At 72.3% G+C, this 14,044-nt stretch carries 11 protein-coding genes; 2 read left to right on the forward strand and 9 right to left on the reverse strand.

The window, feature by feature from the left end:
• Positions 1 to 3: 3 nt before the first annotated feature.
• From BFF77_RS05920 to BFF77_RS05950, 7 genes are all read right to left on the reverse strand, one after another.
• Positions 4 to 483 carry a hypothetical protein gene (locus tag BFF77_RS05920; protein WP_066944519.1) on the reverse strand — a complete coding sequence of 160 codons (480 nt, stop codon included), beginning with the start codon at positions 481 to 483 and terminating at the stop codon, positions 4 to 6.
• A 157-nt stretch (positions 484 to 640) separates the two neighbouring features.
• Entirely contained in the window at positions 641 to 1,549 is a 909-nt protein-coding gene (locus BFF77_RS05925; RefSeq protein ID WP_066944521.1) for a S1 family peptidase, read from the reverse strand.
• A 303-nt stretch (positions 1,550 to 1,852) separates the two neighbouring features.
• Positions 1,853 to 2,680 carry a DUF1684 domain-containing protein gene (locus tag BFF77_RS05930; RefSeq protein WP_066944523.1) on the reverse strand — a complete coding sequence of 276 codons (828 nt, stop codon included), beginning with the start codon at positions 2,678 to 2,680 and terminating at the stop codon, positions 1,853 to 1,855.
• A 6-nt stretch (positions 2,681 to 2,686) separates the two neighbouring features.
• Entirely contained in the window at positions 2,687 to 4,006 is a 1,320-nt protein-coding gene (locus BFF77_RS05935) for an NtaA/DmoA family FMN-dependent monooxygenase (protein WP_066944525.1), read from the reverse strand.
• On the reverse strand, positions 4,003 to 5,076 hold the full coding sequence (locus tag BFF77_RS05940; RefSeq protein ID WP_066944527.1) for an LLM class flavin-dependent oxidoreductase: 1,074 nt from the start codon (positions 5,074 to 5,076) through the stop codon (positions 4,003 to 4,005). The genes BFF77_RS05935 and BFF77_RS05940 overlap by 4 nt, the downstream gene beginning before the upstream one ends.
• A gap of 7 nt (positions 5,077 to 5,083) precedes the next feature.
• A complete protein-coding gene (locus BFF77_RS05945; protein WP_079124875.1) occupies positions 5,084 to 7,156 on the reverse strand; it encodes an FAD/NAD(P)-binding protein in 2,073 nt (690 codons plus the stop codon).
• A gap of 379 nt (positions 7,157 to 7,535) precedes the next feature.
• On the reverse strand, positions 7,536 to 8,768 hold the full coding sequence (locus BFF77_RS05950; RefSeq protein WP_066944529.1) for a DUF5685 family protein: 1,233 nt from the start codon (positions 8,766 to 8,768) through the stop codon (positions 7,536 to 7,538).
• A 278-nt stretch (positions 8,769 to 9,046) separates the two neighbouring features.
• Here BFF77_RS05950 and BFF77_RS05955 point away from each other — a divergent pair, with 278 nt between their 5' ends.
• Entirely contained in the window at positions 9,047 to 9,481 is a 435-nt protein-coding gene (locus BFF77_RS05955; RefSeq protein ID WP_066944531.1) for a cell division protein SepF, read from the forward strand.
• A 53-nt stretch (positions 9,482 to 9,534) separates the two neighbouring features.
• Here BFF77_RS05955 and BFF77_RS05960 read toward each other — a convergent pair whose 3' ends face one another.
• Both BFF77_RS05960 and BFF77_RS05965 read right to left on the reverse strand, forming a co-directional pair.
• Entirely contained in the window at positions 9,535 to 10,776 is a 1,242-nt protein-coding gene (locus BFF77_RS05960) for an acyl-CoA dehydrogenase family protein (protein WP_066944533.1), read from the reverse strand.
• A gap of 133 nt (positions 10,777 to 10,909) precedes the next feature.
• Entirely contained in the window at positions 10,910 to 12,667 is a 1,758-nt protein-coding gene (locus BFF77_RS05965) for an MFS transporter (RefSeq protein ID WP_066944535.1), read from the reverse strand.
• A gap of 427 nt (positions 12,668 to 13,094) precedes the next feature.
• Between BFF77_RS05965 and BFF77_RS05970 the strand changes: the two genes are divergently transcribed.
• On the forward strand, positions 13,095 to 14,044 hold a 950-nt coding region (locus BFF77_RS05970; RefSeq protein WP_066944541.1), incomplete at its 3' end, for a phosphatase PAP2 family protein.

The raw sequence follows: 14,044 nt of genomic DNA on the forward strand, positions 1-14,044 counted from the left end.
GCCTCAGGCCCGCTCGACGCCCTCGCACCAGATGACCGTCACCGGCTTTCCGCGCTCGCGCGCGTAGCGCACGATGTCGCCCGTGCCGCCCAGGCCGCGGGCCGGAAGGCCGTCCCAGACGGCCAGCAGACGGTCGCAGTTGTCCGCGATGTAGGTGCCCGCCGCGTAGTAGGCCTCGTCGGTGGAGTGCGGGAAGGCCATCCGTACCTCCAGCGTGGCCCGGTCCTTGAGCCGCCGGTAGCCGGCGAGCTCCGCCGGGTCATCGAAGCCGTCCTCGTAGTCACCGCTGGGTATGACGGCGGTGAGCCGGGCTCCGCAGTCCAGCGCGAGGACGGCGAAGAGCTGGTCCGCGCCCGCGGCCAGACTGGAGAGCGCCTCCAACGAGCCCTGCTGACCGCGGAGTACGGACTGGATGGTGGCCCTGATGTGCGCGTACGCCTCGGCCGGGATGTTCCTGTGCCCGGTCACCCCGATACGCTTCACCGCTCCACAGCCCCCGTCCACCCTGTGGCCGACCACCCCCACAGTGTCTCAGAACCGCGCAAGTGCGGGCCCCCGCCCGGTGGACCGGACGGGGGCTCCACGGTGGCGGCGGAGGGCGTACGGGGGCGCGGAGCGGCTCCGGGCGGAGGGGGGCCGGTCAGTAGACGGTGACGCCGTACGCGCCGAGCGCCGGGACGACCGGCTGGAAGTAGGAGGTACCGGCACCGCCGGAGCAGCTTCCGCTGCCGCCCGAGAGAATCCCGATGGCAAGGGTGCCCGAGTAGAGCGCGCCGCCGCTGTCGCCGGGCTGGGTGCAGATATTGGTACGGATCAGTCCCTGGACGACCTGGCCGCCGCCGTAGTTGACCGTGTTGTTGAGACTGATCACAACGCCGCTGCGGACACCGGAGACGGCGCCTCGGAAGGTGACGGGCATCCCGACGGTGGCATTGGCCGCGCCGGTGATGTCGGCGGTCCCGACGGTGCCGGGCACGGGGATCGACGGGTTGGTGTAGCGCACGAGGCCGTAGTCACGGCCGGGGAAGGTGGTCGCGGTCGTGGTGCCGACGGCCGTGGTGCCCGTGGAATTCGCGAACCAGGTCGAGGCGCCGCTGGTGCAGTGTCCCGCCGTCAGGAAGTAGTACGTGCTGCCGCTGACGACATTGAATCCGACCGAACAGCGCGTGCTCCCGGTGTGGACGGCGTCACCGCCGGAGAGCTGGGTGGAGAGCCGGCCGGTCGCACGCTCGATGCGCAACGCCCCCGCGCGGGGACCGGCGGCCCGCTCGATCGCGGCGATCTCCGCGGTGGAGACGGTGCTGTCCGCGGTGACGACGACCGTGCCGGCGGCCGGGTCGGCGCGCCAGGCGACGCCCGTCACACCGGCGTCCAGGACGGCGTCGCCGAGGGCGGCGAGCCTGCTCGCGGCGGACGCGGGGGTACCGGCCGTACCGGCGCTGGCGGCGGGAACCGCGAGCGCCACGGCGGCGAAGAGCCCCGTGGCGAGGGCGAGAAGACGGGTACGTCCGGTCATGCCGGCGCGGCGGATGGTGCGCTTGGTCCTCACTTGGCGTTCCTCCCGGAGGGAATCGAGGGCCCTGCGTGGGGTGGGGGCCCGTGAGGCGCGGCCGGGGACGGCCGCCCGTCCCGGACGGAGCGCACGCCCCCGCCGGCGCTGGTCGGGAGTATCGGGGCCCTCGACTCCCCTCGCAAGGGCGGCTTTTCGCCGCGCACCGGGGTTCGCGCGGACCGGCGCGGCACCGACACCCGGCACCGGCACCGGCACCGGCCGCGGACCGCCGGACGCCGGAACGCCGCCGCCGGGTGGCACGGGAGGCGCCACCCGGCAGCGGCGGACCGGCGCGGCGGCTCAGCCCGCGACCGTGCGCTCACCCGCCGGGACCGCTATCGGCAGGGTGTTGCCGGGCGGCGGGAACGGGCAGATGAAGTGGTCCGCGAAGGCGCACGGCGGCAGCAGCGCGCGGTTGAAGTCGACGGTCACCGTCCCGTCCCCGGCCGGAGCCGGCGGGCGCAGAAAGCGGAAACGGAAGCTGTCCTTCCCGCTGGTGGTGTCGGCGAAGACCGCCCAGAGCGTGCCGTCCTCCTCCACCGCGACCTGGAGGGTGTGCTCCGTACCGTCCACGCCGAAGACGAGCTCACCGCCCAGGCCGAGGCCCCGCTCACGTCCGTCGGCGTTCTCGACCAGGACGGTCCGGCTCTCCTCGTACGGGCGGAACAGGCCCGGCAGCTCCCACTCGGGGTCGTACGCCGTGGCCTCGATCCCCCGGAACGCGTGCCGCGCGGCGGACCCGGGATCGACGTCGCGCACCGCCCAGAGTCCCTCACGGCGCAGCACGACAAGTCTGTGCTCCCCGGCGGCGATCCGCGACGCCTCGAAGGGACCGCTGTCGGCGGCCAGCCGGATCTCCCCGGTGAGCGGCCGGCCGTCGGCGGTGAGCCCGTCGCCGTCCGCCGCGCTCAGCACCACACCGTCACCGTCCTCACGCCAGAGCCCGGGAACCCCGGGCAGCCGTCCCCCGGGATGGTCGGCGAGCCAGTGTGTGCCGACGAGCGAGAGCGGTCCGTACGGCGCCGAGACCGTGGCGGTGCGGTGCTCGTGCCAGCTCCGCCACGCCCGCGCCGCGCCGTCCGCGCCGTCGGCGCCCGTGGAGGTCTCCGTGCTGATGTCCGTCGTCATGCCGTTTCAGCCTTTCCTTATCGGATCGGGAAGTCCTAGATGCGACCGCAGGGTCTCGCCCTCGTACTCGGTGCGGAAGGCACCGCGTTCCTGGAGGAGCGGCACCACCAGGTCCACGAACTCGTCGAGACCGCCGGGCGTGAGATGCGGTACGAGGATGAACCCGTCCGCCGCGCCGGTCCGGACGAAGGTGTCGAGCGCGCCGGCGACGGTCTCCGGTGTCCCGATGAAGGACTGGCGCGCGGTGGTCTCGATGACGGTCTGCCGGATGGACAGGCCCTTGGCCTCCGACAGCGCCCGCCACTTGGCCGCGACGGCGAGCGGGTCCGCGACCCGGGCCCGGCCCTGGACCAGTTCCGAGTCCGGGTCCGGTTCGATCTCGGGCAGCGGCCCGTCCGGATCGTACGCCGAGAGGTCGCGTCCCCAGACCTGTTCCAGCGCGAGCATCGCGTTCTGCGGGGAGATCTGCTGTCTGCGGATCTCGGCGGCCCGCTCCTGCGCCTCCGCGTCGCTGTCCCCGAGGACGAAGGTCACACCGGGCATGATCTTCAGATCGGCCGGCTTCCTGCCGTACTTCGCGAGCCTGGCCTTGGTGTCGGTGTAGAAGGCGCGGCCCTCCTCCGGCGTGCCGTGGCGGCTGAAGATCACATCGGCCGCCGACGCGGCGAACTCCCGGCCCTCGTCCGAGTCGCCCGCCTGGATCACCACGGGGTGGCCCTGCGGCGAGCGCGGGACGGTGAACTCGCCCTCGATGTCGAACTGCGGTCCCGTGTGGGCGAAGGGCCGGGGTGCGCCGTGCGGGGAGCCGGGCTCGGCGGGTGTCCAGGAGTCCCACAGCTCACGGGCGGTCGCGACGAACTCGGCGGCCCTGGTGTAGCGGTCGGCGCGGTCGAGATAGCCGCCCCGCCGGAAGTTCTCCCCGGTGAAGGCGTCGGAGGAGGTCACCACGTTCCAGGCGGCCCGTCCCGCGCTGAGATGGTCGAGCGTGGCGAGTCTGCGGGCCAGTTCGTACGGCTCGTTGAAGGTGGCGTTGACGGTGGCGGCCAGCCCGAGCCGGTCGGTGACGGCGGCCAGCGCGCTCAGCACGGTGAGGGACTCGGGGCGGCCGACCACGTCCAAGTCGTGGATGAGGCCGTTGTGTTCGCGCAGCCGCAGCCCTTCGGCGAGGAAGAAGAAGTCGAACTTGCCGCGCTCGGCGGTACGGGCGAGCTTCTCGAAGGAGGAGAAGTCGATCTGCGACCCGGAGCGCGGGTCGGTCCAGACGGTGGTGCTGTTGACACCGGGGAAGTGGGCGGCGAGATGGATCGGTTCGCGGTCGGCGGTCATCGGACTCCCCCGGCGGTCGTGTACCGGCTGACCGGGCGGGCGAGGCCGAGATGTTCGCGGAGGGTGCCGCCCGGGTGGAAGGTACGGAAGAGGCTTCGGTGCTGGAGCAGCGCCACGGTGCCGTTGACCAGCCGTTCGAGATCCCGGCGCGGTTCGGCGGGCGTGAGGTGGAAGCCGTCGACGGCACCGGCGCCGTGCCAGCCGGTGATGAGTTCGGCGAGGCCCGCGGGGCCGCCGCGGTAGCGCGGTCCCACCGGGCCGGCCGTGGTGTGCGGCTCGCTCTCCAGGCCCGGGTCCAGCGGGCGTTCGCCGTCGCCGAGATGGACGGTGAGCGCGGCGAGCACCCGCAGGGTGTCCGGGTCGCGGCCGTGGTCGGCGGCGCGCGTGCGGAGCCGTTCGCGCAGTGCCGCCGCCTCCTCGGCGCGGCCGGCCCGTACCAGCACCACATCGGCGTGGCGCGCCGCGGTCCTTCCGCTCCCGTCCGTGGTCCCGTCGATCACGACGACCGGGTGGCCCTGCGGGGGTCTCGGCACGATGGACGGGCCGCGGACACTGAATCCGTTTCCCTCGAAGTCGACATGGTGCAGCTTGTCGCGGTCGATGAAGCGCCCTGTCGACGCGTCGCGTATCTCGGCGTCGTCCTCCCAGCTGTCCCAGAGCCGGGCGGCGACCTCGGCGACTTCACCGGCCTCGTGCCACAGGGCGGCGGCGGGGGCGGCCGGCCGGCGGCCGAAGAGCCGGGCCTGTGCCGGTGTGTCCGACACGTCGACGAGCCAGCCGGCCCGGCCCCGGCTGACCCAGTCCAGCGTCGCCAGGGCCGTGGAGACATGGAACGGCTCGGTGTGGGTGGTGGTGACGGTCGGCACCAGACCGACGCGCTCGGTGGCCGGCGCGACCCGCGAGAGCACGGCGAGCGCGTCGGGACCGGGCCGGGCGAAGGAGTCCTGGAGGGTGACGAAATCGAGGGCGCCGCGCTCCGCGAGCCGGGCGAGTTCGACGTACCACGCGGCGTCGTAGTGCGGCGGACCGCCGATCTCGGCGGCGAGATGCAGGGGTCGGGTGGCGGACATGGCGGCCTTACCTTTCGGCTTCGGACGGGCCGCTCGGGGCCCGTCCGGCGGTTGAGGACACGGCGCGCGAACCGTCCGGCGGCACGGGGCGCGGATCGTCCGGCGACGGAGGTACGGCGCGCGGCCCGTCGGCGCGGGACACGGGTGCGGTGCGGACGTGCAGTTCACCGAGGAGGGTGAGCGCGGCCCGCGCGGTCGCGTCGTTCTGCCGGAACGCCGGTCCGCCGGTACGGGGGCGGGTGAACGCGCCGCTGGACCGGGCGGTGGTGTACGGGCCGAGCGCGAAGCGCCGGGGATGCGGACGGCCGTCGCGCTCCACGAGCCGTCCGTCGCCGGGGTCGACCTTGACCAGACCTGCCCCGGCGGTGACGGCGGCGCCCTCCTCGTACAGCGCGCGCAGCAGCGGGCTGCGGGTGCGCTCCGGCGAGGGATCGGGCAGCCGCGCCTCGACCAGGGCGCGCGCCTCGACGTACTCGCCGGGCACCCCGGCGCCGCGGGCCCGGAAGACACCCCGCCGCTCATCGGTCTCGACGGTCATACCCGGGCCGAGGAAGCGCACCACACCGGCGCGCGAGAGCGCGAGCAGCTGACGCAGTCTCGGGCCCGGCGGGCCCGAGGCGAGATAGCTGAAGAAGCCGTGCCACCGGTCGTCCATGTCTCCGAGGTCGCCGAGGCGCATGAGCTGCCCGTAGACCGAGAGCAGCCCGTGGAAGACGGCCAGGTCCGCGCTGTGGGACGGATCGTGCCGACGGACGAGATCGGCGGCTATGTAGGCGCGCAGCGCGTCCTGGAGCGCGTCGGACGAGGCGAAGCGCACGCCGTCCAGCGGCCGGTCGAGGGCGGCCAGATCGAGCCGGTCGGCGGGATCCGGTACGGCCGTGGTGACCAGGGCCTCCAGCTCCGGGCTGCCCGGGTCGGCCGCCGCGTACTTCTCCTCGAAGTCGGTCCAGCCGACGCGCGTGCGCTCGGGATGGGCGCCGAAGAGCCGGTGGTAGTGGGCGAATCCGAGTTCCTTGTCCACCAGCGGCCGGAGATCGCGTTCGAAGTCCGGCGGGCCCGGCCTGCTCAGCAGCTCGTCGATCTGCTCGGGTCCCAGGAAGCGCGGCAGCGGCGGCCGTTCGCCGTCCGGACCGTAACCGATCTTGGAGTGGTACGGGACTCCGCGCCGCGATCCGACGTACAGGACCGGTTCGCGCCCCGAAGGGTGGTACGTGAGCTCTCCGCCGTCCCGGTCGGCGCTCCCGTCCTCGGCGTCCCCGGAGTACCGTCCGCCGCGTCCCTCGGTCAGGAGCACCATCAGATCGACGAAGGCGAGTCCGAAGCCCCGGACGAGGACGGGTTCACCGGCGGGCAGTGCGGAGAGATCGCTGTCGGCGGTGAAGTCCGGCGGCAGATGGATCAGTTGGTGGCGCCGCGCGAACTCCCGCAGCTCCCGCTGGCGCGCGTCGGGTTCACCGTCGAGATGGCCGAGGGTGAGGACGACGAGATCGGCGAGCAGCGGCTCGGCGCGGTCCTCCAGCCAGACCCGCTGGCGTCCGCCGCGCGGTCCGCTGATCCGCAGGGCGCTGGTGCGGTGCCGATGGAGCGTGACACCGGACGGCAGGGCGGCCACGGTCTGTTCGTACACCCAGCTCAGATAGGCACTCTGCACCTGTCTGCTGGGAAAGGTCTGGCCGGTCAGCGCGACGATCGCGGCGCGGAGTCCCGGCTCGGCCCGCTCGGACTCTGCGGGGAGCGGTATCCGGCCCTCCCCGACCTCCCGGGCCCATTCGTGCAGCGCTGGCCCGGGCCGTACGGGCCCGTCCAGGACGACCGATTCGTCGGTGTACATGGTGACGTCCTCGGCCATGGAGTTCATCCACAGCAGCGGGGACTGGTCACGGCGCCAGATCCGCCCGGCGCCCGGCGGATACGGGTCCACGAGATGGATGTCCAGCGGCCGGCCGTCGTAGAGGGACGGCACATTGGCGGCGAGCCGCTCCAGAAAGCCCGTGCCGCGCGGGCCCGCGCCGATCACCACGAGGGAGGGAGTCACTGCGGGAGGGCGGACGGTGTCCGACGACACAGGTGGCACAGGCATGCGAAGGCTCCGTGGATACGGTGATCGAACACGGGATGTGCCTTCACGGGCAGTGCGGGCGGACCGAGCCCCTCAGCGGGATCCGCCACTCCTTTGAGGCTAAGCGGTGTGTACGGCCCGTTGTCAAGCTTGTCCGGACTGTGAGCAGGCGGTCTCGCTCAGTTGACGTGGAAACGGATGCCTGTTCCACTTAAGACCATGCATAGGCAGCAGTGGCTGGTCACGCGCTCCCACATCGACTTCGGTCGAGTGTGGTCCTCTTCCTGTTGAGCTGACACCCTGCACGGCCCCAGCACTCCCGGCGCTTCCGCGCCGTTCCGCGTGCCTTCACACGCAGAGCGTCACGCTCCAATCCCCTCGCCCGCGTTGCCCGCCGTCCTCAGCAGTCACAACCGCAGCAGTCGCAGCAGTTGCCGCAATCACAGTCGCAGTCGCGGCAGCAGCCCTCCCGCTTCTTGCGCGACCATGGACCTTCGTACTCCTTCGCACAGCACAGCTTGCAGGTGCAGCACAGTCCGACGAAGACCGCGCAGCCGGCCCAGAAGCCGCGTCTGCCGGGCTTCGGCGGCTCCGGCACGGGGCCCGGCGGACCGCCGGGGCCACCGGGCCCGCCCGGCATGCCCGGCTGTCCGCCGCCATGGGGATTGTTCGAGCCGTAGGGCCCGTACGCTCCGGGCCCCTGGCCGGCGTACGGGTTGCCCTGCGGCGGCGGACCGCCCGTTCCGTCCTGGCCGCCCCGCGCCAGATGCCCGCAGGCCGTCGCGCCGAAGGCGCGGTCGACGGATATGCGCAGTTCGTGGGCGAGCAGCACATGCGCCAGCCGGCCGTCGGTGAACTCCGCGTCCCGCAGGGCGAGCCTGATCCCGCGCACCGCGTCGTCGGCGAGCCGGCGGGCCTCCGTCAGCGGGGTGCCGGTCGCGGTGAGCGGGTTCCAGGCACCCGACGCCTCGTCAGCTCGCTGGTCCTCCACGGCGTCCAGCAGATGCGCGAGCCGGCCGAAGAGCCGGCCGGCCTCGGCGAGCGGCGCGCTGTTGCCGGGCCGGCCCGCCAGTACGGCGGTGTGCGCGAAGGCGGCGGCCGTGGCCGTCTCGGCCGGTTCCGTGACGGTGAGCAGCGGGGTGCCGGGACCGGCCAGCGCCTCGATCCCCGGTTGCCGGTCGACCGCGTCGACCAGCACCGCCGTGTCGAAACCGAGCTCCGCGCCGGTCCGCGCGCCCGCCCGGTCCCAGCCGGTGGCGACCCTGCGCGCGGCGGCGGCCAGCGGTCTGCGCCCCAACAGCCCGTCCCGGTCGGCGACGTGGTCCCGTACCTTCGCCGAGGCCAGCACCAGCGAGACGGCGGCGGCCAGACGCGCGCCCTCGCCACGGGCGACGGGCGCGGTCCGCATACCGCGCAGCGGACAGGGCCCGGCCGTCCTGCGCCGTACATCGGCGCGTTCGAGCTGAGCCTCCGTCAGAACCGAGACGATCAGCCCGTCGTAGTTGGTGACGATCCGCGAGAACTGGCCGTGGTCGGAGCGAAGTGCCAGACAGAGCCCGCAGAGATGGGCCGTCCACTCGGCCTTGAGTCCGTCGGCGAGACGGTGGTCGCACGGTCTGACGATTCCGAACATGACTGGTCCCCCGAGAAGTCACTCATTGGTGCGCGGGGCATCGTAGCGAGCACTCCGTTCACCCGTACGTCCCCAGCCTCACCCATCTGGCCGGAAGTTCATATTTTGCACCCCGTCAGGGGCCCTACGCTGGAAGAACCTTGACGAATCGCCACATCTTCTGCACCAGTACCGTCACGAATCGCCTGCGCGCCGACTATCCCCTTGGCGCTCAATCCGCATCATGGACGACGATAGGGGCAGGGAACGAGATGTGACCGCGGTGAAAGGAGGCGTCCATGGGATCGGTGCGCAAGGCGAGCGCCTGGCTGGGCCTCGTTGAGGACAGCGACGAGCGTTACTACGACGACGAGTACGCCGAGAGTGCTGAGAGCGGCGACACCTGGAAGACCGATCCGCGGGTGCGGGTCGCCTCCGAGACCGCCCAGGAGCGTGACCGCAGAATCGCCACCGTCTCCCCGGACAGCTTCCGGGACGCCCGGAGCATCGGCGAGCTGTTCCGCGCCGGTGTCCCGGTCATCATGAACCTCACCGCCATGGAGGCCTCCGACGCCAAGCGCGTGGTGGACTTCGCCGCCGGGCTGATCTTCGGACTGCGCGGTTCGATCGACCGGGTCGCCACCCGGGTCTTCCTGCTGAGCCCGGCCGACACGGAGATCGTCACCGGCGACTCGGCGGGACGGCCGCAGGACGGCTTCTTCAACCAGAGCTGAGCAGGGCGCTCATCGGTTCACCGAGGCGCGCGCCTCGCCGGAGTGACCCGCGGTCACCGGAAGGCGTCAAGGCCGGTGAGCGCCTTGCCCAGGACAAGCTGATGCATCTCGACGGTGCCCTCGTAGGTGAGCACCGACTCAAGATTCGTGGCATGGCGCATCACGGGATACTCCAGCGAGATCCCGTTGGCGCCGAGGACCGTCCGCGCGGTCCGGCAGATCTCGATCGCCTCCCGCACATTGTTGAGCTTGCCGAAGCTGATCTGCTCGGCGCGGAGCCGGCCCGCGTCCATACGCCGCCCGAGATGGTGGGCGAGCAGGATTCCCTTGTGCAGTTCGAGGGCCATGTCGGCCAGTTTGGCCTGGGTGAGCTGGAAGCCGCCGATCGGCCGTCCGAACTGCTCACGTGAGACGGCGTAGGCCAGCGCCGACTCGAAGCTCGCGCGCGCGGCGCCCATGGAGCCCCAGACGATGCCGTACCGGGCATGGCTCAGACAGCTCAGCGGTCCGCGCAGTCCGGTGACGCCCGGCAGTACGGCGTCGGCCGGCAGCCGTACGTCGTCGAGGACCAGCTCGCTGGTGACCGAGGCGCGCAGCGACCACTTGTGCCTGATCTCGGGAGCGGAGAAGCCCGGGGTGTCCGCCGGGACAAGGAACCCCCTGATATCGCCGCTGTCGCCGCTGTCGCCGCCGTCACCGCCCTCGCCGCTCCCGCCGTCGGTACGTGCCCAGACGACGGCGACACCCGCCAGCGAACCGTTGGTGATCCACATCTTGCGGCCGTTGAGCACCCAGTCGCCGCCGTCGCGCTTGGCGTACATCCGCATTCCGGCCGGATCGGAGCCGTGGTCGGGCTCGGTGAGCCCGAAGCAGCCGATGATCTCGCCCGCCGCCATCGCGGGCAGCCAGCGCCGCTTCTGTTCGTCGGAGCCGTAGCGGTGGATCGCGTACATGGCGAGCGAGCCCTGTACGGAGACGAGCGAGCGGATACCGGAGTCGGCGGCCTCCAGCTCCAGACAGGCGAGCCCGTACTGGACGGCGGTGGCGCCCGCGCAGCCGTAGCCCGTCAGGGACATCCCGAGCGCGCCGAGTCCGCCCAGCTCCCTGGCCAGCTCGCGGGCGACGGGCAGCTCGCCGCGCTCGTACCACTCGGCGATGTGCGGCAGCACGCGGTCCGCGGCCCAGGCGCGCACGGTGTCACGGATCGCCAGGTCCTCCGGGCCGAGGAGATCGTCGAGACCGAGAGGATCGGCGGGATCGAAGGGCGGGAGCTTCGCGGCGGACGGTGCGGACATAGCAGGACCTCCCGGCGGCTCACGGACTTCGGACCGGCCACAAACTAGCAGCGCCGGCAGGCCGCGCCCCCCGCCGGACCCGGCCGGCCCCTCAGGCGCGAGCGCCCCCGGCCCTACGCGAGCGCCCCCGGCCCTAACCGCGTCCGCGGCCCGCCGGGAGGGGGGCCTCGGTGGCCGCGCGGGGATCTGCCCGGGGATCTGCCCGGCGATCTGCCCGGGGGTCCGCGGAGGCTCGGGGCTCCGCCGTACCGCTCGGGTGGGAACGGCGCTGCTCCGGTGGCTTGCGGAGCTGCGGCGCCCCCGGCTGCCGCCGCCGGACCTGCGGCGGCGTCCCGTCCGGCTCCCCGGCGGCGCGCGGCGGGCACTCCATGGTCTTCGGCAGCCGCAGCGCGGCCAGCGCGCCGAGCAGCAGCAGTCCCGCGCTGACCAGCAGCGTGATGTGCAGCCCGTGCACGAACGAATGGCGTGCGGCGGTCCGCAGATTCTCGCCGACGGGCCCGCCGAGCCGGGCCGCCACCTGATAGGCCTCACCGAGCGAGTCCGCCGCGGCCGAGCGCGCGGCGGACGGGACGCCCCTGACCGAGGAGACCGCGGGTGCGTACGCCGCGTTCATCACGCTGCCGAGCAGCGCGATCCCCAGGCCCGCGCCGAGCTGGTACGAGGTCTCGCCTATGGCCGCCGCTCCGCCCGCCTGATCGGCGGGAGCCTCGCTCAGCATCGACTCGTACGCGCCGAAGAGCGTGGTCTGGAGGCCGAAGCCCAGCAGGACGAAGCCCGCCGTCAGCAGGCCGGGCCGGTCGTGCTGGCCCATCAGGACCAGCAGCAGCACGGCGACCGAGGTCAGGACGAAGCCCCAGGACACCATCCGGCGCGGGCCGAGCCTGCGCAGGGTGGCCGATCCCGTGATGCCCGCGGCCATGGCGGCGAAGGTGAGCGGCAGCAGGCGCAGTCCGGTCTCCAGCGGGCTGAGCCCCAGCACGAGCTGGAGGTACTGGACCGCGATCAGCTCCAGACCGACCAGGGCCAGCATGGCGAGAACAATGCAGCCCACGGAGGTGGAGAACGTGGGCCTGGCGAACATCCGCATGTCGATCAGCGGATGCTCACGGCGGCGCTGTCTGCGGACGAAGAGGACCAGCAGGGCCGTGCCCACACAGAGCGGACCGAGCGTCGTGAGGCTCAGCGGCCCCTCTCCGGCGCCGAGGCGCTTCACCCCGAACACCACGCCGAGCACCCCGGCCGCGGCCATCAGCGCGCCCAGCACGTCCCAGGGACCGTCACCGCAGCCCTTGGACTCGGGCAGCAGCACCCGGCCCAGCGGCAGCAGGACCGCCAGCAGCGGGATGTTGATCAGAAAGACCGAGCCCCACCAGAAGTGTTCGACGAGAAAACCGCCGAGCACCGGGCCGACGGCGGCTCCGACGGCTGCGACGGCCGTCCAGACACCGATGGCGAGGGCCCTCTCCCTCCGGTCGGGAAAGACCGCGCGCAGGATGGAGAGTGTCGCGGGCATGATCATCGCGCCGCCGACACCGAGCAGCGCGCGTGCCCCGATCAGCACCGCGGGTGATCCGGCGAAGGCCGCTACGGCCGAGGCCGCGGCGAAGAGCCCGTAGCCGATCAGCAGCACGCGTCTGCGTCCGACCCGGTCGCCGAGCGTGCCGAACAGGATCAGCAGCGAGGCGCAGACCAGCGGATACGCGTCCACGATCCAGAGCAGTTCGACACCGCTGGGCCTGAGGTCCCCGGTGACGGCGGGCACCGCGACATGCAGGACCGTCGCGTCGAGCGCCACCAGCAGCAGGCTCACACAGAGGACGAACAGGACGACCCAGCGATGGGCACCGGTGGCCGCGCGCAGCCGTGATCCGGCCGTGGTGGTCCCGGACATCTGAGTACCTCCCAATGCGTCCCTCGCGCTCGGTGGGCCGACGGGGACCTCGGTCCCTCGGGGTGGCCCGGCATCGACGGGCGAGTGAGCCGACAGCGTACGCGAGTGAACGCGTGTGGCGCGTGGTGGCTCCCCCACCGTTGCGACCAGGCGGTGTGGCGTATGCCACGCCGCACCGGCCAGGACCGTGGACCCCGGACGTGCGCGAGCAGGAGGGAAATTCTGTGCGACGCCACGGTGAACTATTTCTGTGCTGCACAAAGACAGTTCCCGGAAGGGCGTACCGGTGAATAGGGCCGAAGGTCACTTGGATTTTCGGGAACCCCCTCGAATAAACGGTCCGCCGGGCCGTACTCCACATCACATCGTCATCACGAAGGGACGTGATGGACCGGTTCACTCACTCACTCGCTGTAACGTCCATTGTGTGCGTACCGACATCTTTGCCCGCCTGGACCGGGAGCCGGAGCCGCCGAAGATAGAGATCCCGCGGATGAGCCGCACCCGCACGGCTCTCTTCGGCGGGACATTGGCGTTCTATCTAGCCATCGTCGTCGCCGTGCTCGTCACCTCCTCACTGGTGACCCTCGACTGGAAAGTCATGCTGTTCCGGCCCTATCAGCAATGGCCGGATCTGCATGCCTTCCTCGACTACTTCGTGGTGCTCGGCCAGCGCGGCCCCACCGCCGTGATGATCGCGGCCTGGCTGGGCTGGCGCTCCTGGCGCCAGCACACGCTGCGCCCCCTGCTGGCGCTCGGCACCGCCCTGCTGCTGCTCAACGTGACCGTCGGCGCGGTCAAGCTCGGGCTCGGCCGGCTCGGCCCGCACTACGCGACGCGGATCGGCTCGGCCGAGTTGTTCGCGGGCGGCGATATATTTCCTTCGGGCCACACCGCCAACGCTGTCGTGACCTGGGGAATCCTGGCCTATCTGGCCACCACGCCGAGGGCCAGACGCTATCTGTCGGTCCTGTCGGCCGTGGTGGCGCTGGGCGTCGGCGCGACCACCGTCTATCTCGGTACGCACTGGCTGAGCGACGTACTGCTCGGCTGGGCCGCCGGTCTGCTGATCCTGCTGGGGCTGCCCTGGTTCGAGCCGCTGATCGGCCGCGCGGAACCGGCCGTCCTCGCGGTGCGCGACCGCTGGCTGGACCGCCGGCGCCGGATCCCCGCGCTTCCGGTCGCGGCCGGCGGACCGAGACCCGCGCCGGTCCCGCAGGGCGCCTCCCCCCAGGGCGAGGAGCCCTCGCGCGAGTCCGTCGGAGCAGGTCACAGCGGTCGCGCCGGGAGCACGCGGAGCACCGCGCAGCTCACCCAGTCCCGGCCGCACGCGGTGCGCTCCGAGCGGACACCGACGGCTCCGGCGGGCAGCCGCCG

The organism is Streptomyces lushanensis, assembly GCF_001700515.1.
In the GTDB taxonomy this organism is placed as follows: domain Bacteria; phylum Actinomycetota; class Actinomycetes; order Streptomycetales; family Streptomycetaceae; genus Streptomyces; species Streptomyces lushanensis.